Source organism: Bradyrhizobium iriomotense (genome assembly GCF_030160715.1).
Lineage (GTDB): Bacteria > Pseudomonadota > Alphaproteobacteria > Rhizobiales > Xanthobacteraceae > Bradyrhizobium > Bradyrhizobium iriomotense.
Genome location: NZ_BSOW01000018.1, coordinates 77,028 through 95,377, shown reverse-complemented (window position 1 = coordinate 95,377; position 18,350 = coordinate 77,028). Strand labels below are relative to the sequence as shown.

The 18,350-nt window shown below is 64.3% G+C and carries 16 protein-coding genes; 12 read left to right on the top strand and 4 right to left on the bottom strand.

Annotation, left to right across the window (positions count from 1 at the left end; all coding sequences use genetic code 11):
* Nucleotides 1–113 precede the first annotated feature (113 nt).
* Nucleotides 114–761 (top strand): alpha/beta hydrolase, encoded by a 648-nt coding sequence (locus tag QQL28_RS25065; protein WP_027524593.1) that lies wholly within the window; start codon nucleotides 114–116, stop codon nucleotides 759–761.
* Between the two features lie 23 nt (nucleotides 762–784).
* Entirely contained in the window at nucleotides 785–1,297 is a 513-nt protein-coding gene (locus QQL28_RS25060; protein WP_284269587.1) for a DUF1697 domain-containing protein, read from the top strand.
* Between the two features lie 15 nt (nucleotides 1,298–1,312).
* Here the strand turns inward: QQL28_RS25060 and QQL28_RS25055 are convergent, their stop codons facing one another.
* Both QQL28_RS25055 and QQL28_RS25050 read right to left on the bottom strand, forming a co-directional pair.
* A complete protein-coding gene (locus tag QQL28_RS25055; protein ID WP_284269584.1) occupies nucleotides 1,313–1,990 on the bottom strand; it encodes a glutathione S-transferase family protein in 678 nt (225 codons plus the stop codon).
* A 95-nt stretch (nucleotides 1,991–2,085) separates the two neighbouring features.
* Complete coding sequence (locus QQL28_RS25050; RefSeq protein WP_284269578.1) at nucleotides 2,086–3,189, bottom strand: anhydro-N-acetylmuramic acid kinase; 1,104 nt, start codon at nucleotides 3,187–3,189, stop codon at nucleotides 2,086–2,088.
* A gap of 160 nt (nucleotides 3,190–3,349) precedes the next feature.
* On the opposite strand from QQL28_RS25050, the gene tyrS reads away from it, so the two are divergent.
* The 3 genes from tyrS (at nucleotide 3,350) to QQL28_RS25035 (ending at nucleotide 6,576) form a co-directional block, all read left to right on the top strand.
* Nucleotides 3,350–4,603: a tyrosine--tRNA ligase gene (tyrS, locus tag QQL28_RS25045; RefSeq protein ID WP_284269577.1), complete on the top strand. Its 1,254-nt coding sequence runs from the start codon at nucleotides 3,350–3,352 to the stop codon at nucleotides 4,601–4,603.
* A 57-nt stretch (nucleotides 4,604–4,660) separates the two neighbouring features.
* Nucleotides 4,661–5,920 carry an MFS transporter gene (locus QQL28_RS25040; RefSeq protein ID WP_284269575.1) on the top strand — a complete coding sequence of 420 codons (1,260 nt, stop codon included), beginning with the start codon at nucleotides 4,661–4,663 and terminating at the stop codon, nucleotides 5,918–5,920.
* Nucleotides 5,921–6,144: 224 nt separating this feature from the next.
* Nucleotides 6,145–6,576 (top strand): DoxX family protein, encoded by a 432-nt coding sequence (locus QQL28_RS25035; protein WP_284269573.1) that lies wholly within the window; start codon nucleotides 6,145–6,147, stop codon nucleotides 6,574–6,576.
* 239 nt (nucleotides 6,577–6,815) lie between these two features.
* Here the strand turns inward: QQL28_RS25035 and QQL28_RS25030 are convergent, their stop codons facing one another.
* Nucleotides 6,816–10,655: a YhdP family protein gene (locus QQL28_RS25030; RefSeq protein ID WP_431309640.1), complete on the bottom strand. Its 3,840-nt coding sequence runs from the start codon at nucleotides 10,653–10,655 to the stop codon at nucleotides 6,816–6,818.
* A 195-nt stretch (nucleotides 10,656–10,850) separates the two neighbouring features.
* On the opposite strand from QQL28_RS25030, the gene QQL28_RS25025 reads away from it, so the two are divergent.
* Entirely contained in the window at nucleotides 10,851–11,543 is a 693-nt protein-coding gene (locus tag QQL28_RS25025) for a peroxiredoxin (protein WP_284269569.1), read from the top strand.
* 111 nt (nucleotides 11,544–11,654) lie between these two features.
* Nucleotides 11,655–13,010 (top strand): M23 family metallopeptidase, encoded by a 1,356-nt coding sequence (locus QQL28_RS25020; RefSeq protein ID WP_284269567.1) that lies wholly within the window; start codon nucleotides 11,655–11,657, stop codon nucleotides 13,008–13,010.
* A 98-nt stretch (nucleotides 13,011–13,108) separates the two neighbouring features.
* Here QQL28_RS25020 and QQL28_RS25015 read toward each other — a convergent pair whose 3' ends face one another.
* Nucleotides 13,109–14,035, bottom strand: a complete 927-nt coding sequence (locus tag QQL28_RS25015; protein ID WP_284269564.1) for a LysR family transcriptional regulator — start codon at nucleotides 14,033–14,035, stop codon at nucleotides 13,109–13,111.
* A 129-nt stretch (nucleotides 14,036–14,164) separates the two neighbouring features.
* Between QQL28_RS25015 and QQL28_RS25010 the strand changes: the two genes are divergently transcribed.
* The 5 genes from QQL28_RS25010 to QQL28_RS24990 are packed head-to-tail and all read left to right on the top strand — an operon-like array spanning nucleotide 14,165 to nucleotide 18,346.
* Nucleotides 14,165–14,836, top strand: coding sequence for an RraA family protein (locus QQL28_RS25010; protein WP_284269562.1), 672 nt, complete (start codon nucleotides 14,165–14,167; stop codon nucleotides 14,834–14,836).
* Nucleotides 14,833–16,050, top strand: a complete 1,218-nt coding sequence (locus QQL28_RS25005; protein WP_284269560.1) for an aspartate transaminase — start codon at nucleotides 14,833–14,835, stop codon at nucleotides 16,048–16,050. The genes QQL28_RS25010 and QQL28_RS25005 overlap by 4 nt, the downstream gene beginning before the upstream one ends.
* 25 nt (nucleotides 16,051–16,075) lie before the next feature.
* A complete protein-coding gene (locus QQL28_RS25000; protein ID WP_284269558.1) occupies nucleotides 16,076–16,894 on the top strand; it encodes an ABC transporter substrate-binding protein in 819 nt (272 codons plus the stop codon).
* Nucleotides 16,895–16,928: 34 nt separating this feature from the next.
* Nucleotides 16,929–17,642, top strand: coding sequence for an amino acid ABC transporter permease (locus QQL28_RS24995; protein ID WP_284269556.1), 714 nt, complete (start codon nucleotides 16,929–16,931; stop codon nucleotides 17,640–17,642).
* Nucleotides 17,642–18,346 carry an amino acid ABC transporter permease gene (locus QQL28_RS24990; RefSeq protein ID WP_284269554.1) on the top strand — a complete coding sequence of 235 codons (705 nt, stop codon included), beginning with the start codon at nucleotides 17,642–17,644 and terminating at the stop codon, nucleotides 18,344–18,346. The genes QQL28_RS24995 and QQL28_RS24990 overlap by 1 nt, the downstream gene beginning before the upstream one ends.
* Nucleotides 18,347–18,350 lie beyond the last annotated feature (4 nt).

Here is an 18,350-nt window from a genome sequence, read left to right as displayed (position 1 = left end):
TCCGAGGGCGCCCTTCCACTCCCATTCGCGCTTTCATCGGCTGCAGCCGGTGAAGCCGCCACCAACGGTTGATTGCTGAGGATCGTCTCAAGGGAATCAATCAAGAGATCATCATGCCTGAAGTCATTTTCGCCGGCCCCGCAGGCCGTCTCGAAGGCCGCTACCATCCGGCCAAGCAGAAGAACGCGCCGATCGCGATGATCCTGCATCCGCATCCGCAGTTTCACGGCACGATGAACCATCAGATCGTGTACCAGTGCTACTACGCCTTCGCGCATCGCGGCTTCTCCGTGCTGCGCTTCAACTTCCGTGGCGTCGGCCGCAGCCAGGGCTCGTTCGACCACGGCACCGGCGAGTTGTCCGATGCCGCCGCAGCGCTCGACTGGGCGCAGACCATCAATCCCGAAGCGCGCGCCTGCTGGGTTGCCGGCTTCTCCTTCGGCGCCTGGATCGGCATGCAGCTTCTGATGCGCCGCCCCGAGGTCGAAGGCTTCATCTCGATCGCCCCGCCCGCGAACCTCTATGACTTCTCCTTCCTCGCGCCCTGCCCGTCCTCGGGCCTGATCGTGCATGGCGAGAAGGATGCGGTGGTGCCACCGAAGGACGTCAACACGCTGGTCGAGAAGCTGAAGACGCAGAAGGGCATCGTGATCGACCAGCAGGTCATCCCCGGCGCCAACCACTTCTTCGACGGCAAGCTCGAGCCGTTGATGGAGACCATCACCGCCTATCTCGACATGCGGCTCGCCAACGTGCGCTAAAGGCATCACGCTAAAGGTTGCTCATGGGCTCGTTCGTCGCCCTGCTCCGTGCCGTAAATGTCGGCGGCACCGGCAAGCTGCCGATGAGCGAGCTCAAGGCGATATGCGAGGAACTCGGCTTTGCGGCCGTAGCCACCTATATCGCCAGCGGCAATGTGGTGTTCACCAGCCGCAAGTCCGAGGCCGCAATCAAGGCCGCTCTGGAGAAGCGCCTGCACGCCTATGCCGGCGCGCCGGTCGGCGTGCTCCTGCGCAGCGCAGAAGAGATGGCGCAGGTTGCGGCCGATAATCCCTTCCCGAAGGCCGCGCCCAACCGTACCGTCGCGATCTTCCTCGACAAGGCCCCGCCGGCGGATGCGCTCGCCGGCATCCGCGGCCAAAAGAACGAGGAAGTCCGTCTCGGCCGCCGCGAGATCTACGTCCACTATGGCGACGGCATGGGGACGTCGAAGCTCGTCATCTCCGCCGCCAAGACCGGCACCGCGCGCAACATGAACACCATCGCGACACTGGCGAAGATGGCCGCGGAACTGTGACGGCTCAAGCACGCGTTACGCGGCGAGTTTCAACAGATGCGCGTCGTGCCGCACCAGGAACGAGCGCAGCAATTGCGGATAATCCGCGCCGACCGCCGTGCGAACGCTCGGACGTCGGGCAAGCTCTGCGCGCCAGGCGCGGACCTTCGGCAAGGCCTTGAAGATACCGAGTTCGGCCAGCTCATCGAACACGTCGAAATAGCGGAAGATCGGCGCGAACACGGCGTCCACCAGGTTGAAGTGTTCGCCGGCGAAGAACGGACCCGTGCCTAGCGCTGCCTCGACGCGAGCGAACTTGGCCGACAGCGCCTGCCGCTTGCTTTCGAACGTCGCCGGATCGGTCGTGGTCTCCAGCCCCCAGAGATCGCCGAGGATCGCGGAGCCGAACTCCATCCAGGCGCGATGCTCCGCACGCTTGAGCGCGTCAGCCGGATGCAGCTTGCCGCCTCCTTGCGTCTCCTCGATGTACTCGCAGATCACGTTGCTCTCGAACAGCGCGACCTCGCCCTGTTCGGTCGCGACCACCAGCACGGGCACCTTGCCGAGCGGCGATATCTTCAGGAACCAGTCCGGCTTGTTGGCGAGATCGATGTCCACCCGCTCGAACGGCACGCCCTTCTCGATCAGCGCGATCACCGCGCGCTGCACATAAGGACAAAGCTTGTGGCTGATCAGTTTGAGGGCTGCGGCCATGACGGAGATCCTGACGATTAGATGCGACTGCATTAATATAGATGCATTTGCATTAATGCGTCAAGATCGATGCATATGCATCAACCGTCCGTGATCTAAGGCCTTGCGATCACTCCACCCGTCATCGGCATCGGCACCCCTGTGGTGGCCGGGTAGGACAGCGGCAGGCCCTTCAGGGCGCGCGCTGCCAGGAAGCCGAAAGCCTGCGCCTCGATCGCGTCGGAAGCCCAGCCGAGCGTCTCAGCAGCTTGCACGGTTGCCGAGCCCACCTGCTCCCGCAGCATGCGCAGCATGGTGAGGTTGCGCGCGCCGCCGCCGCAAATGATCCAGCTCCGTGGCCGCCTCGGCAACAACGGGATGATGCGGGCGATCGCCGCCGCGGTGAACGCGGTGAGCGTTGCAGCCCCATCGGCCGGCTGCACGTCGCCAAGCTTCAACGCCGCGAAATCGTTGCGGTCGAGTGATTTCGGCGGAGGCAGCCGAAAGAATGGCAGCTCCAGCGCGCGCGCGACCCAGGCCTCATCGGCCTTGCCGAGCGCGGCGAACTTGCCCTCGGTGTCGAACGCCTGGTTCATGGTCCGGTACATGAAGTCGTCGAGCAGCGCGTTGCCGGGGCCGGTATCGCAGGCGATCAGCGTGTCATTGCCGTCGATATAGGTGATGTTGGCGACACCGCCGATATTGACTACGACGATCGGCCCCTCGCGCTCCAGCGATTGCGCCAGCGCACGGTGGTAGACCGGCACGAAGGGCGCGCCCTGCCCGCCGGCCTCGACGTCGGCGGCGCGGAAATCATGCATCACGGGAATATGGATCGCTTTTGCGAGCGCCGCGGCGTCGCCGATCTGCACGGTCAGCCGCCGCTCGGGGCGATGCAGCACGGTCTGGCCGTGGAAGCCGACGATGTCGATCTCCTCCGGCTTCATCCGGTTCTGAGCCGTGAAGGCGGCGACCGCCTCGGCATGGGCCAGCGTCACCGCACGCTCGGCCTCGGCCAGAGCCCCCGGCCGGGCATCGCGCCGCGGCAAATGGACAGCCTCGGTGAGCGCCCGGCGCAGCAGGCTGCGCTCGGCATTGCTGTAAGGCCGGTAGCCGGAGGGCCCGAACGCCTTGATCTGCTTTCCATCCGTTTCGATCAGTGCAACGTCCACCCCATCAAGCGAGGTCCCGCTCATCAGACCGAGTGCGGTCAACATCATCCCAGTAAGCCTCGACGTCTCCCTACCCCGACGCCCGGCTTGTATCAAACAAGCACATCTTATAATGCCACAGCGCGCCGTTCCGCGGCAGTCCGTTCCTTCCGGGTTCCGCAACTGGCCGCAATTACCGTAAAATAAGAATGATCAGAGCCGACGACAGATGAGCGCATTTAAATCGGATTTCCTCAATATTTTGCAGGAACGGGGTTTCATCCACCAGTGTTCCGATTTCGAGGGGCTGGACGCGCTCGCCGCCAAGGGCGAGGCGACGGCCTATGTCGGCTACGATTGCACCGCGCCGTCGCTGCATATCGGCAACTTCCTGACCATGATGATGCTGCACTGGCTCCAGCAGTCCGGCAACAAGCCGATCACGCTGATGGGCGGCGGCACCACCATGGTCGGCGATCCCTCCGGCAAGGACGAGACGCGCGCCATGCGCACGATCGCCGAGATCGAGGCCAACAAGGCCTCGATCCGCGGCGTGTTCGCAAAGGTGCTGCGCTACGGCGACGGTGCGAGCGATGCCGTCATGCTCGACAATGCGGAGTGGCTGACCAAGCTCAACTGGATCGAGATGCTGCGCGACGTCGGCAAGCATTTCTCGGTCAACCGCATGCTGACCATGGACTCCGTGCGGCTGCGCCTCGAGCGCGAGCAGGAGATGAGCTTCATCGAGTTCAACTACATGGTCTGCCAGGCCTACGACTTCGTGCAGCTCTCGCAGCGCGCCGGCTGCCGCTTGCAGATGGGCGGCTCCGACCAGTGGGGCAACATCATCATGGGCGTCGACCTCGGCCGCCGCATGGGCACGCCGCAGCTGTTCGCGCTGACGACGCCGCTGCTCACGACCGCCTCCGGCGCCAAGATGGGCAAGACCGCGCAAGGCGCGGTGTGGCTCAACGCGGACCAGTTCAGCCCTTACGATTTCTGGCAGTACTGGCGCAACACCGAGGACGCCGACGTCGGCAAGTTCCTAAAGCTGTTCACGACGCTGCCGATGGGTGAGATCAGGAAGCTCGAGCCGCTCCAGGGCTCGGAGATCAACGAGGCCAAGAAGGTGCTCGCGACGGAGGCGACCGCGCTGCTGCACGGCCGCGACGCGGCGAACCAAGCGGCCGAGACCGCGCGGCGAACGTTCGAGGAAGGCGCGCTGGCCGAGAGCCTTCCGACGATCGAAATTCCGCGTGGCGAGCTGGAGGCAGGACTGGGCGTGCTCAACGCCTTCGTCAAGGCAGGCCTCGTCGCCTCCAACGGCGAAGCGCGGCGTCAGATCAAGGGCGGCGGCCTCAAGGTCAATGACGAATCCGTCACCGACGAAAAGATGACGCTGACGCCGGCCCATCTCACGCCGGAGGGCGTGATCAAGCTGTCGCTCGGCAAGAAGAAGCACGTCCTCCTCAAGCCTGCATAGGCGTATGAACTTTTCACTGCTTGCCAGGGCGCGCGGAAGCGCGCTCCCTGACCGGCAATGGATCAGAACACGCCCAAAGGGAACGCCCAGCGAGACGCCGCGGCACAGTCGGGCGCGCCGGTGCGCGTGGCCCTCGTCGTGCTCGCGCTGTGCTTCACACTGTCCGTGCTTGGGCGCGGGCTCGGCGACAGCTTTACGGTGTTCCTGAAGCCGATCTCGGAAGGCTTTGGCTGGGATCGCGCGCAGATCGTCTCGGTCTATTCGCTGACGTGGCTGGCAAGCGGTCTCACCGCGCCCTTCGTCGGACGGCTGTTCGATCATTCCGGACCGCGCAGCGTCTATGCACTCGGGCTGCTCCTGCTCGGCGCCGCCTTCCTGATTGCAGCTCACGCGCAACATCTGTGGCAGTTCCAGCTCTCGATCGGCGTCTGCGTCGGCGTAGGCATCGCCTTCATCGGCATCGTGCCGAACTCGATCCTGCTCGGCCGCTGGTTCGGCTCGCGCCTGCCGACCGCAATGTCGGTGGTCTATTCGGCGATGGGTGGCGGCGTGCTCGCGCTGCTGCCGATCTCGCAAATCCTGATCGACCATGTCGGCTGGCGCGGCACCTACGAGATATTCGGCTTCGTAGCACTCGGCCTTCTGCTTCCCCTGCTGGTGCTGCCGTGGCGGATGTTCGCCTCGGGCTCGCCGCATGTCGTCAAGAGGACCGATCCCGGTTTCGTCGACGAAGGCTGGACGCTCTTGCGCGCCATGCGCCATCACGCATTCTGGGCGCTGTTCTCGACCTTCTTCTTCACCGCCGTCGGCATGTATTCCATCGCGGCCCAGATCGTCGCCTATCTGATCGATGCCGGATTCCCGCCCTTGCAGGCTGCGACCGCCTGGGGATTCTCCGGCGTTGCGCTGGTGATCGGCATGTTAGGGGTCTCCGCGCTCGACGGCCTGATCGGCCGCAGGCCTTCGGTGCTGCTGAGCTACGCGATCTCGATCCTCGGCATCTTCCTGCTGTGGCTGTTGCAGTTTCATCCCAACACCATGCTGCTTACCGGCTTCGTCGTCTGCTTCGGCAGCATGATCGGCTCGCGGGGGCCGCTGATCTCTGCCACTGCGATGAAGATCTTCCGCGGCAAGCGCGTCGGCACGATCTACGGCAGCATCTCGATCGGCAGCGGCCTCGGCTCGGCTGTCGGCTCCTGGAGCGGCGGCCTGATCCACGACGCAACCCAGAGCTACAATCCGCTGCTCGCCTTCGCACTTGCGAGCGTCGTGCTCGGGATGATTCCCTTTCTGGTTGTGCCCGCCTTGCGGCGCTAGGTATATCCGAAGTAACCTGACCCCCTTCGCATCACCGCAAAACTACGGACGGCGGACGCGTGCGTTCCGCCAAGAAAATGTGTAAAGCCGCAGGCTCAAAGTCCCGCTTGCGGTGTTTTGTCTCTCATGACGAAAATGTCAGCGCAAATTGATGGTCCCTGGCTTGCAGGGTGGAACCGGATGCGATTCAAGTCGCATGGGAATTGGATGGAAGGGCGCAAATCATGAATTCACTGTCTCGCTTTCAACCGGCTCTGCTGAGCCTGTTTCGCTTCGTCACCGGCCTGCTGCTGCTTCAGTACGGCATCGCCAAGATCTTCAAGTTTCCGGCGGTCCCCTACTTCGCCGACATCCCGCCGCTGATTTATGCGGCCGGCGCGCTCGAACTCGTGCTCGGTGCCGCGCTGATGATCGGCCTGTTCACGCGGATCTCGGCGTTCGTCCTGTCGGGTGAAATGGCCTTCGCCTATTTCCTCGGCCACATGTTCAAGAGCGGCTCGCCGGTGTTCCTGCCGCTGCTCAACGGCGGCACCGCGGCGATCCTGTTCTGCTTCGCCTGTCTCTACATCTCCGCGGCCGGTGGCGGCCCGATCAGCGTCGATGCGCTGGTGCGCAAGGAAGGCGAGGAGCCGAGCGGCGCCTTCGCGCGGCGCTAAGATCTCCTGAACGAACGCGAATTGGCACCGGCGAACGCGCCGGTGCCGCTTCATCGCCCGCCGAGCACATTCCAGATAAGGGCCAGTGCCGCGGCCAGCAGCATGGCCATGATGATGCGGTGAACGTAGCGGTTCATTGCGGGCTTACCCAGGCAGGCATAATTGCCGAAGGCCTAGGGCTAATTCTCTCCACGGTCTAAAGGATCAAGCAGGCACGCGCAGCACCTCGCGGTCTCGCGCTATCGCCGCGCCACATTGCAACCGTTTGAGAGCGGTCGCGATGATCCCGTGTCGCCCGACTGTGTCGGCAGTTCGTCGAACGGCGTGTTCTGCTTGCCGGTGTTGAACTCGAAGATCTTGCGGAACAAGCCCGGCGCCATCGCCGAAATCGGATTGACGCGCATCACGGGCGCGGCGGGTGTGCCGACGACCTCATAGGTCACGCCGATCAGTCCCTCCTTGTCGCCGCCGCCGAGGAAGATGCCGAACAACGGGATCTGGCCAAAAATGTTATTCACCCCGTAGACCGGCACGAAGGTGCCGCTCATGCACACCTGATTGCCCGGATAGTCGATCGAGCCCTCGATCGTGGCGCCGATCATCGGTCCCTTGACGACACCGTCGCGGATCGTGAGCGCGCCGTTCTGCCGGGTGAACTCAGCGCGCAGCGCGGTGAAGGACACGCCGCTCTGGTTGCCGTTGGGGGCGCCGGCCGCGACGCGATCGAGCTGATCCATTCCCTTGACCGTGAAGTCGCGCACGTTGATGAGACCTTCCCGCGTCGTCGGCTCCGACGTCGGCGGCTCCATCGCCACCACCATCTGGCCGCCGAACACCTTGTTGGTGGTGTCGGAGAAGCGCAGGAACGCGCCGGCATCGTTGGTCTGGAGGTAGATCACCTCGCGGCCGCCCTGGGCACGTCCGCCACGCAAATCCGCCGTCACCGGCGTGTTCTGGCCGATCTTGCCGTTCAGCGTGAAAGCTTTGACGGCGCCGCTCCGCCGCGACATCTTGGCATCGACACTGCGCATCGCCTCGCCATTGAAGCCGGCGACCGCACCTAGCTTGACGTCGATATCGAAGTCGACGTTCTTCAGCTTGCTCTTGTTGTCGTCCTTGCCGGAATTGCCTGATATCGCCGACTTCAGGAAGCCGCGGCCGTCGAACACGTCACCGCGCACGGTACCCCTCACCACGCCGTCAGGACCGCGCTCGACCCTCAGCGAGGCCTTGTCGCCGTCGGACGGCGAATAGGTCGGGAAGTTCGCATTCATGAGGTCGCCGTTCTGATCGACCTCGAGCGAGCCCTTGATCGAGACGCCCGCGCCTTCGACGACGATGTCCTCGAGTCGCGTCGATTGCGCTGAAGGCACCACCTTGAAGCTGGCCTTGCCCGACTTGCCCGGCAGCTTCACCCAGCCAGGCAGGATGTTGTCGAGCTTGAGGGAGGTCAGGTCGGCCTCGATGCCGAGGCGCGTGGTCTGCTCGGGCCCGCTGGCGATCTTGCCGGAGACCTTGACCGGCAGCGAACCGCTGACGGCGGGGCCCAAGTCGAAGCCGAGACGGGCGCGGCTCGCATCGTCGAGCGTCGTCTGCAATTTGACGTCGGCATCGCCTTCGGCCGGCTTACGGTAATCGACCGAGGCCGCCTGCCCGTTGATCTTGACGTCGCCTTTGACCTGGTAGCCCTGATTGTTGGCGACGATCTTGAGGTTGTTGGCCTCGAGCTTCTGGTTCATCACCAGCTTGTCGGCGGCAAAGCCGTTGAGATCGGCGGTGACGGCGTAGGTGGTGTCGCCCTTGGTCAGCCCGCCTTTGACCGGCGCGCCAAGCGTGATGTTCGCCGAGAACGTGCCCTTGCTGGTGTTCGGATCGACGAAGGTTGCGGACAGATCGCTCAGGCGATCATTGGCAAGAATTTCGGCAGCTGCGGGCACCGGTCCGTCGACGCGGAATCTGCTGCGCGACGGCGATGGCTTTATCGCCATGTCCGGCACCTCGAAGGTGAAGTCCGAAAAGGTGATCTTGCGCCCCGCCGGCGTATCGGCAATGCCCTGCCCGATCGTCACCGTCGCGGTGCGACCGGTGATGCGCGCTTTGAGGTCGGCGTCGTGGACCGAAGGCATGCCGTCCACCGGGTGAACCGTCACACCGCTGGCAACGATGTTGACCGACAGGCCGTCATCGGGGATCGGCGGGCCCTTGCGCGGGAGATTGCGTGTCGGCGAGTTGACGCCGACCTCGATGCGCTGGAGCGTGCCACGCTCGATCCGCTCGATCACCCATTCGCGCAGCTCCGGCACGATCAGCGTCGGCCACATCCGCTTGAGCGCGGAAGCCGACATCGGCGTGCCCGCAAAGCCGAGCATCAGCCGCGGCTCGCCGGAATAGTCGACGGCGCCGGTGCCGGCGACGCCGATCTCGCCATTGCTGATGTCGGCCTGGGACAGCACGACGCGCTTGTGGTCGGTGTCGAAACGGAAACCAATGGCGATGCGGTTGAAGACCAGCGGCGGCTCATTGTCGATGCCGCCGAGCAGGATCGATCCGCCGCTGAACCCGAGCTGCCAGTCGTTGGTGGTGCCATTGGGCGGCTCGAGATGCGCGAGCAGCGTGATCCGGTTGGCGCCGGAGATGATCTTGAACGGCGCCACCAGCACCCGACGTCCGGCGTCCCATTCGAGGTTGAGCTCGGCCGAATCGATCGCCATCGGATAGTCCGGCGTATCGGTGTCGATGATGTTGCCCGCGCCGACGACAAGCTTGCCGCGGAAATAGGTCGGCAGGCCGTCACGGCCGAGCTCACCCTTGAGCTCGCCGGTCAGCGGCAGGTCCGCATTGTAGGTCAGGTCCTTCAACCGCAACGCCAGCAGGATGTTCGAGGTCGAGACCTTGTCGGCCCGGATATCGACCGAGCGCACGCCGTTTTCGGCCGCGCCGATCGTTGCGCGGAGCGACCATGGCCGCGCGCCCTCCTCACCGAAGCTGAGCGCAACGCCGCCACCGTGCGGCCGGCGCAGGCTGAGGCTGATGTTCTCGAAGCTCCACTTGCTGCCGCGCTGCTGGTCGTCGACAATCAGATTGCCGTTCTTCAGACCAATCTCGTTGAGGTTCTGGCCGTCGAGCCCGGTCATGCTCAGGCTGTCGAGCCAGTCGAGCCCGGCGAGCAGTCCGCTCTGCGTGCTGCCGCCTGCCGACGACGCTGCGGCCGCGTCCTGGCCGGACGGTGCGGCGGGAGCGGTCGTCGCGGGGGGCGTCGCCGATCCCGGACGCGGGAAGGTCGGCGGCAGGCCCGCCTCCTTCTTCGACGCGACGCCGGTGGCGAGCGGTTTTGCGGTGTCACCGGCCGACACCGTGACGGTGCCGTCAGGCGCGATCCGGATCGCGAGCTCGGCATCGACGAGATTGAGGCTCTCGGCGCGCAGCCGGCCCATCAGAAGCGCCATGCCCGACAGCCGCACTTCGGCCTTCGGCGCGCTTGCGACGATGGCGTGATCGCGGTCGCGGACGATGATGTCGCGGATGCGCACGGCGATGCGGATCCGCCCGGCGCGCTCGATCTGGGTGCCGCCGACCTCGACGGTGTTGCCGTGGCCGATATTGTCCTCGATCGCAGCTGCGAGCCATGGCGTTGCCATGTCGAGATTGATGGGACCAGCGCCAAGCCGCCACCATAGCGTGGCGAAGCAACAGATGAAGATGACGACGAGGGTGCCCGTGACGAGGGCGAGCCGTTTGACCCAGCGATCGGCCGCAAGCCAGCGCCCGAATGCGCCGAAGCCGTCACCCAGGCGATGGAAGCCGGAATTGGAACGCGACAACAACCGGCGTGCCCGGTGGCCCGCCGCCTCCTGGTCCGGATCCCAATCGGCGTCATCCCATTCCGGAGAGTCCTGCACTCCGGCGCGCCGATCGAGGTCCCGGTTGTAGAGGTCCCCGTTGTGATCATGGTCGTGATCTTGGGGCGACGTATTCCTTGCCATTGCCTCTCGATACAGGCGCCCATCCCTGGATTGAGCGCGGCCGGGGCCGCAGCCGTCCACGGGGACCAAATGTCCCTGTGCCGGCATTGCCGCCATTCCCTTGATATGCCTGCTGTTCGTCATTTCGCCCCGAGAGCGCGTTCAACGAGCAGTGGGGTGGTGCTTGGAATTCCTTGTAACCATACTCCGGCGTCGTCAGACTTGCCCAGCCGAGGGCGCGATTCCGGCACGCCGGACGAGAGCTGCAATACCGCTTTGGTTGACCCGCCGAAAGCGTCGAAAGGAAGGCGTATGTCCAAGGAAACGCGAAAGAAATCGTCCAAAGCGGCCTCCGGCAGCCCAACCCCCAGGAAAAAACGGACGCAAACGCGGACTAAAGCGACAACCAAGCCCGCAACGACGCAGCGGGCCGCAACACGCAAATCATCCAAAACTTCAACCGTGGCAGCATCGCACAAGGCCACATCGAAACGGTTAAAATCTTCCGAATCGGCAGTTGCCCCCGCGAAAGCCGCCAAGGGTGCCTTGTCGGAAGGCCAGAAGGCTCCCGCCTTCAGCCTGCCGCGCGACGGCGGCGGCGTGGCCAGGCTGGCCGACTATGCCGGCAAGAAGCTGGTCCTGTTCTTCTACCCACGCGCCGATACGCCGGGCTGCACCCGGGAGGCGATCGATTTCACGCGGCTCAAGGACGCCTTCGCTACTGCCGGCACGAGCGTGCTCGGCATCTCGGCCGACCCGCCGAAGGCCCAAGAGAGGTTCCGCGACAAGCACAAGCTGGCCGTCCCCCTGATCTCGGATGAGCAGCACGAGATGCTCGAAGCCTACGGCGCTTGGGGCGAAAAATCGATGTATGGCAGGAGCTTCCTCGGGATTCTTCGCACCACGGTGCTGGTCGGCGCCGACGGTAAGGTGGCGCGAATCTGGCGCAATGTCCGGGTCGATGGCCACGCCGAGGACGTGCTGGCGGCGGCAACATCTCTTTAACCAGTTGCACGAATTCGAACGTTCCCGTTTCCGGAAAATTAACCATGAGCGGCCCAGATTGCTGCGGCAATTGAGCCGTACGGAACCTCTCCGACCGGCGCGGGAGTGCCGATGTCGAAAAGTTCTGCCCAGTTCTCGCAGTACCCCCAACATCACCCTCATGACCACGGGCGGTCCTTCAACCGCCGTCCTGTCAGCACCGCCGCCGCCATACCGCTGCCCGCCACTGACGACGCCTACACCATCGTGCATCACGGCAAGCAGGTCCGCCTCGGGCCCGTGGTGTTCTGGATCGTGGTCGGGACCGTCGTGCTGCTCGGGCTGTGGTCGGCGGCGACCGCCACCTATTTCGCGTTCCGCGACGACGTGCTGACGCGGCTGATCGCCCGCCAGGCCGAGATGCAATATGCCTATGAGGACCGCATCGCCGAGCTCAGGGCCAAGGTCGACCGCACCACGAGCCGACAGCTGCTCAACCAGGAGCAGTTCGACCAGAAGCTCGACCAGATCATGAAGCGCCAGACCGCGCTGGAGTCCCGCGCAACGGCGCTCGGGGCCATGCCCGACGTGACCGGATCGATCCCGCGCGCGACACCGCAGCGCGGCGACGCCGCCCCTCCTCAGGGCACGCCAAAACCCTCGCCGATCAGCGACACCGTGATTTTCGTGGCGCCGCCGGATCGCGAGGCGCGGCTTGAATCGCGCACGCCCGTGGTCGCCAACCCGCAGCCGAATCAGTTCGCCAAGGTTCAGGGTTTTGACAACGTCCTGGTGCGTTTGCAGACCTCGCTTGACCAGGTCGAGAGACGCCAGATCGCCGCCCTCAGCGCCGTCGAGGACAGCATGGAATCGCGCGCACGCCGGATGCGCGGTCTGGTCAGCGATCTCGGCCTGAACCTCGCCGATCTCGAAGCCGCCGTGCCGCGGACAGCAATGGGCGGGCCTTTTGTACCCGTCAAACTTACCGCCAATGCCGGTCCGTTCGAGAAACAGCTTTATCGTATCAACGTCACGCGCGCCGAGGTGGATCGGCTCAACCGCACGCTGGCGCTGGTGCCCTACCGCAAGCCCGTCATCGGCGAAGTCGAATTCACCTCGGGCTTCGGTGTGCGCAGCGATCCGTTCCTGGGCCGGCCGGCGATGCACACTGGCCTCGACTTCCGCGCCGCGACCGGCGATCCCGTGCGCGTCACCGCCAGCGGCAAGGTGGTCTCGGCCGGATGGTCGGGTGGCTACGGCCGCATGGTCGAGGTGGATCACGGCAACGGGCTCTCGACCCGCTACGGCCATCTCTCCGAGATCAACGTCAAGGTCGGTGAGATCGTGAAGATCGGCCAGGTGGTCGGACTGGTCGGATCGACCGGCCGCTCGACCGGCCCGCATCTGCACTATGAAACCCGCATCGACGGCGAAGCGGTCGATCCGCAGAAATTCCTGCGCGCCGGTGTGCGCCTCAGCGCGGGCTAGAACGTTTTCGAGCGAAGTGGATACCGGTTCGCGTAAGGAAAACGTGTCAAAACTAGAATCCAGAGCCCCGTTCCGATTCCATCGGAACGGAAATGGTTCTAGGCCTGTCGGACACGCCGCGCCGACAAGCCGCGGAGCGAGAAGTCACAGCATTCACGCGCGATCCGTGCGATCTGCCCGGCCAGCGGATCGACGGCGTCCGCACGCGTCACGGCAAAATATCTGATCTGCGGGATGGGCGGCGACGTCCTGATCGTGCGCAAGAGACCAATCTCGATCTCGTGCCGGAAATACTGCTCGGTCAGAAAGGTGATGCCGAGGCCTGCCACGGCCAGCGCCGAGAGAACGCTGAGACTGTTGCACTTAACGACGCGATTGAGCTTGATGCCGCTCGCGCCAAGCCAGTCCAGAACGAGCTTCTGCAAGCCTGATCCTTCCCCCTGGGTGAGAATCGGATATCGCGCGATCTCATCCAGCGCGGCCTCATTGGTCTTGGGGCCGACGCCGGGCGCCGACATCCATTGCAGCGTGACGCTGTCGAGCGGCAGCGCGTTGAAGTCGGCACTGGCCGGCGGATCAAGACCAATCACGAGATCCAGCCGACGATCGGCGAGCTTATCGAGCAGCACGACGCTGGATTCGACTTCGGGCTCCGGAATGACCGCCGGATAGGCCTCCTTCATGGCTACGACCAGTTTCGGCAGCCAGGTCAGTGCCACGAGCTCGGTGACGCCGAAGCGGAAGGCACCACTGAAGGCCAGCGGCCCGGCTGCGACCTGGCGCATTCGCGCCTCGAGCTCCAGTAGCTGACCGGCGAGCTCGACCAGATTTGCGCCGCTTCGGGTCAGGCCGATCGTCCGGCTGTTGCGATCGAACAGCGTGCTCCCGACCGCTGCTTCCAATTCGGCGATGCGCTTGGAGATGGTCGATTGCGCGAGATTCAGCCGCTCCGCAGCGTCGACGACACCGCCCAGTTTGGCAATCCAGTAGAACGCTTCAACCTGCTTAAGAGTCAGGCTCACCATGGTTGCGATGCTCATCAATCGAAAAAAGCGATATCACTCCTAGAAAAATATTCACTTTTCTTCAAGCCGATCGCGGGGCAGGCTCGACGCGAAATCCGCGCTCCAGCGCACAGCCCATCGGTTTTGCCTATGCTCCTGCCCGGTCATCGACTGCTCCCCTCACCGCCCTCGGTCCCGCCTGCAATCATCGCCGATTTTGCCAGCGCACAGGTCGCGATCGTCTCCGACAATATGAACCGTCTACACGGCACGCGCGCGCTCCGGCCGCTCCACGGCAGCGCCCGCCTGATCGGCACCGCGATCACCGTCAAGACTCGCGCTGGCGACAATCTCATGCTGCACAAGGCCTACGAACTGCTCCGGCCGGGCGACGTGCTCGTGGTCGATGGCGGCGGCGATCTTGGCCAGGCCCTGGTCGGCGAGATCATGATGACGCGCGCCAAGGCGATGGGCGTCGCCGGCTTCGTCATCGACGGCGCCGTCCGCGACGTCGGTGCGTTCGCCGAGGCCGGCTTTCCCTGCTTCGCACGCGGCGTCACGCATCGCGGTCCCTACAAATCGGGTCCCGGAGAGATCAACGTGCCCGTTTCGATCGACGGCATGGTGGTGATGCCGGGCGACGTCATTCTCGGCGACGAAGATGGTGTCGTGGCTTTCGACCGGTCCGTTGCCGCCGAGTTGCTCGAGCGAGTCAAGCAACAGGAGGTACGCGAAGCCGGCGCACTGGCGGCCATTCGCGAAGGCCGCGTCGATTCCTACATCGGTACCGCAAGCACACCCGCCCAAGGGGTAACGTCATGAGCCGCACGGGTGCCATTGCCCTCGCCCCGAGGGTTCAACGGATCAAGCCGTCGCCGAGCATGGTCGCGCGGGATCGGGCCCGTCAGCTCCAGGCCGAGGGACGCGACGTCGTCGATCTCACCGCCGGCGAGCCTGATCTGGATACGCCGAAGCACATCCGCGCAGCCGCTGCTGCCGCGCTCGAAGCGGGAGCGACGCGCTATACGCCGGTCAACGGAACGCCGGCGCTGCGCAAGGCGATCATCGAAAAGCTCGCCCGCGAGAACGGCGTTCGCTACGCCATGAACGAGATATCCGTCGGCGGCGGCGCCAAGCAGGTCATCTACAACGCGTTCGCCGCCACGCTCGGCGCCGGCGATGAGGTCATCATCCCCGCGCCCTATTGGGTCTCGTACCCCGACATGGTCGAAGCCTGCGACGGCACGCCGGTGATCGTGAGCTGCGGCGAGAACGCAGGATTCAAGCTGTCGGCCGAGGCACTGGAGCAAGCGATCACGCCCAGAACGCGCTGGCTCATCCTGAACTCTCCGTGCAATCCCACCGGCGCGTTCTATTCCGCCGCCGAGATAGGTGCGCTGACCGAAGTGCTCGTGCGCCACCCCCATGTCGCGGTCATGACCGACGACATCTACGAGCACATCCGATTCGATGGCGGGGCAACGCCGTGCATCGTTGCCGTGGAGCCTCGGCTGCAGGAGCGGACGCTGCTGGTCAACGGTGTCTCCAAGACCTATGCCATGACCGGCTTCCGGCTCGGCTACGGCGCGGGGCCCGCAGAGCTCATCTCGGCCATGAACACGATCCAGTCGCAGTCGACATCCTGCACGTCGGCGATCAGCCAGGCGGCGGCGACCGCAGCGCTCGAAGGCGATCAGGGCTTCGTCACGGAGGCCCGCGAGATGTATCGCCTCCGCCGCGATCGCGCGGTCGCCATGCTGAACGATATCCCCGGCCTCTCTTGCCTTCCGCCCGACGGCGCCTTCTATGTGTTTCCGTCTTGCGCGGGCCTGATCGGAAAGACCACGCCCGCGGGCAAGATTCTCAAGACCGATCTGGACGTCGTCATGCATTTCCTCGATGCCGCCGGCGTCGCGGTGATCGATGGAACGGCCTACGGCATGCCGTCCTATCTGCGCATGTCGATCGCGACGTCGTTGCCGAAGATCGAGGAAGCCTGCACAAGGCTCGCGCGCACCTGTGCGGCCTTGCGCTAATCGCAGAAGGATGAAGGAAAGAGCCATGAGATTACTCCAGGTCGCCGCCGCCGGACTCCTGTTCCTCGCCGGTGTAGTCGGCGCGGCAAAGGCGGACGCGCTTGCCGACGTGAAGACCCGCGGCAAGCTGGTCTGCGGCACGCTCGGCACGTCCGAGCCGTTCAGCTTCCAGGATCCGAAGACGCGCGAGATCGTCGGATACGACGTCGACATCTGCCGCAAGGTCGCGGAGTCGCTCGGTGTTGCCCTCGAGCTCAAGCCGATGGCCGTCGAAGCCCGCATCCCCGAGCTGCTCCAGGGCCGGGTCGATATCCTCGCTGCCAATCTCGGCTGGACGAAGGAACGCGCGCAACAGATCGACTACAGCTACTCGTATTTCGTCAGCGAGCAGAAGGTGCTGGTGTCTGCCGACTCCGGCATCGCGACGCTCGAGCAGCTCTCTGGCAAGCGGGTCAGCGCGGTCAAGGGATCGTCGTCCGAACAGGGCGTCAGGCGGGTGATTCCGGCAGCGGAAACCGTGACCTTCCAGGAGTCGTCGTCGGCCTTTCTTGCCGTTGCGCAAGGCAAGGTCGACGGCTTCTGCGCTTCGGAGCTGATCCTGGTGAAGCTGCGCAAACAGGCCCAGGCATCCTCGCCGATGTCGATCGTCGAGAAATCGGTCTTCGTCGAACCTTGGGGACTCGGCGTCCGCAAGGGCGAAGCGGCTTTCAAGGATCAGGTCAACAAGGCGCTCGCCGACCTGGATGCATCGGGAGAGGCTGGCAAGATTTTTGCTAAGTGGTTCGGGCCGGGAACGGTCTATAACATGAAGCAGGATTTCAAGATCGAGGAGATCAAGGGCTGATCCCCTCGCCTCTGCGCTAATCTGAACATCCGGAGTGCATGACTTTACGATGGGCTATGTCTTCGACCCGGCCGCTGTCCTGACCGGCCAATATCTGGACTGGTTCATCTGGGGAGTGGCGACGACGATCGCGCTGACCGTGGCGGCCTGGCTGCTCGGAATGACGCTCGGGATCATCCTGACACTGGTCCGCACGCTTCCGTTCAGGCCTCTCGAATGGGTGGTCGCGGGTTACGTCGAATATCATCGCAACGTTCCGTTGCTGGTTCAGATCCTGGTCTGGTACTTCGGCGTCCCGCAACTGTTGCCTCGCGCCATCCGCATGTGGGTCAACGGCCACCACAGCGAGTTTCTTCTCGCGATGGTGGCGCTGGGCCTCGCCAAGGCGGCCTATATCACCGAGGATTTGCGCAGCGGAATTCGATCGATCCCGAAGACGCAGTATGAAGCCGCGCGCTCGATCGGATTCAACTATCTCCAGGCAATGAGCTACGTGATCCTGCCACAGGCTCTGCGCATCGTGATTCCGCCGCTGATCAACCAGACCCTCCTCCTGTTCAAGAACACCAGCCTCGCCATGGCGATCGGCGTCGGCGAGCTGACCTATCGCACGCGCGAGGTCGACAGCTACACGTTCAAGACGTTCGAAGCGTTTGCGGTCGCGACCATCATCTATCTTTCGATCTCCTTCGCCATCATGGCGCTCGGCGCCTTCGCCGACCGGCGGCTGAAACTCGAGTTGCGCTGATGCTGGAGATCATCGAGAACAACTGGCTTCTGTTCCTGATCGGGCAATACCCGCACGGCCCCGTCGGCGGCCTCGCCATGACGCTGTTCCTCGCTGTGGTCGGGCTATCCCTCAGCTTTCCCGTCGCGATCGCGCTTGCGCTGGCGCGTCTCAGCTCGCATCGTTGGCTGCGCGGACCGGCGACCGCCGTGGTTTACGTCGTGCGCGGCCTGCCGCTGATCATGTTCATCTTCTGGACCTATTTCGCGCTGCCGCTGTTGATCGGACATACGGTCGGGGGCGTCGCGACGTTGCTCTTCGCACTCGTCGTCTACGAGGCGAGCTATCTTTCGGAGATCATCCGGGCCGGGATCGAAGGCCTGCCAAAAGGCCAGACCGAAGCGGCCAAGGCCCTTGGCCTCGGCTACTTTCCGACCACCTTCAAGGTCATTCTGCCGCAGGTCCTGCACAACATGCTGCCCAGCCTGGTCAGCCAGTTCGTCTCCACCATCAAGGAGACATCGCTCGGCTATGTCATCAGCGCCAACGAGGTGACCTTTGCGGCGAGCCAGGTGAACAACCAGCTCATGACGCAACCGTTCGAAGTCTATGGCCTGCTGGCGCTGACCTATTTCACGCTTTGCTTCACCCTGACATCGGCGGCGCGCTGGCTGGAACGTCGGCTGGCTGCCGAGCGCGGTGCGCTCGGCATTCAGCCGGCATGAGGGC

Coding starts and splice junctions, on each gene's coding strand:
- QQL28_RS25065 (WP_027524593.1), top strand. CDS start 114: ATGCCTGAAGTCATTTTCGCCGGCCCCGCAGGCCGTCTCGAAGGCCGC.
- QQL28_RS25060 (WP_284269587.1), top strand. CDS start 785: ATGGGCTCGTTCGTCGCCCTGCTCCGTGCCGTAAATGTCGGCGGCACC.
- QQL28_RS25055 (WP_284269584.1), bottom strand. CDS start 1,990: ATGGCCGCAGCCCTCAAACTGATCAGCCACAAGCTTTGTCCTTATGTG.
- QQL28_RS25050 (WP_284269578.1), bottom strand. CDS start 3,189: ATGATGTTGACCGCACTCGGTCTGATGAGCGGGACCTCGCTTGATGGG.
- tyrS (WP_284269577.1), top strand. CDS start 3,350: ATGAGCGCATTTAAATCGGATTTCCTCAATATTTTGCAGGAACGGGGT.
- QQL28_RS25040 (WP_284269575.1), top strand. CDS start 4,661: ATGGATCAGAACACGCCCAAAGGGAACGCCCAGCGAGACGCCGCGGCA.
- QQL28_RS25035 (WP_284269573.1), top strand. CDS start 6,145: ATGAATTCACTGTCTCGCTTTCAACCGGCTCTGCTGAGCCTGTTTCGC.
- QQL28_RS25030 (WP_431309640.1), bottom strand. CDS start 10,655: ATGGCGGCAATGCCGGCACAGGGACATTTGGTCCCCGTGGACGGCTGC.
- QQL28_RS25025 (WP_284269569.1), top strand. CDS start 10,851: ATGTCCAAGGAAACGCGAAAGAAATCGTCCAAAGCGGCCTCCGGCAGC.
- QQL28_RS25020 (WP_284269567.1), top strand. CDS start 11,655: ATGTCGAAAAGTTCTGCCCAGTTCTCGCAGTACCCCCAACATCACCCT.
- QQL28_RS25015 (WP_284269564.1), bottom strand. CDS start 14,035: ATGGTGAGCCTGACTCTTAAGCAGGTTGAAGCGTTCTACTGGATTGCC.
- QQL28_RS25010 (WP_284269562.1), top strand. CDS start 14,165: ATGCTCCTGCCCGGTCATCGACTGCTCCCCTCACCGCCCTCGGTCCCG.
- QQL28_RS25005 (WP_284269560.1), top strand. CDS start 14,833: ATGAGCCGCACGGGTGCCATTGCCCTCGCCCCGAGGGTTCAACGGATC.
- QQL28_RS25000 (WP_284269558.1), top strand. CDS start 16,076: ATGAGATTACTCCAGGTCGCCGCCGCCGGACTCCTGTTCCTCGCCGGT.
- QQL28_RS24990 (WP_284269554.1), top strand. CDS start 17,642: ATGCTGGAGATCATCGAGAACAACTGGCTTCTGTTCCTGATCGGGCAA.